This is a genomic window from Arthrobacter sp. 179, assembly GCF_052379645.1.
In the GTDB taxonomy this organism is placed as follows: Bacteria; Actinomycetota; Actinomycetes; order Actinomycetales; family Micrococcaceae; genus Arthrobacter_H.
The window spans coordinates 1-247 of the sequence record NZ_JBQSYU010000073.1 but is presented as its reverse complement, the minus strand read 5'-3'; the positions used below and the strand labels follow the sequence as shown (position 1 = coordinate 247).

At 64.0% G+C, this 247-nt stretch carries 1 protein-coding gene; it reads left to right on the top strand.

Annotation, left to right across the window (positions count from 1 at the left end):
- The coding region (locus ACT3UE_RS15825) for a BCCT family transporter (RefSeq protein ID WP_444567036.1) at positions 1-247 on the top strand (247 nt) is incomplete at both ends.

Genomic DNA, 247 nt, shown 5'->3' with positions numbered 1-247 from the left:
GACCCAGCTGGTGGTCATCGCCGTGTTGACCGGCATCGCGGCGCTTTCGGTGTCCTCGGGGCTGAACAAGGGCATCCAGTTGCTGAGCCGGATCAATGTCTGGCTGGCGATCGCCCTGATGGCCGCCGTGGTCGTCCTCGGATCGGCCGGCTACGTCCTGAAGGCCTTCCTGGGAGGTTTCGGCACCTATATGGGAAACTTCGTCGGAATGACGGTCTACCAGGGAGACCCGACCTGGCTCTCGGGC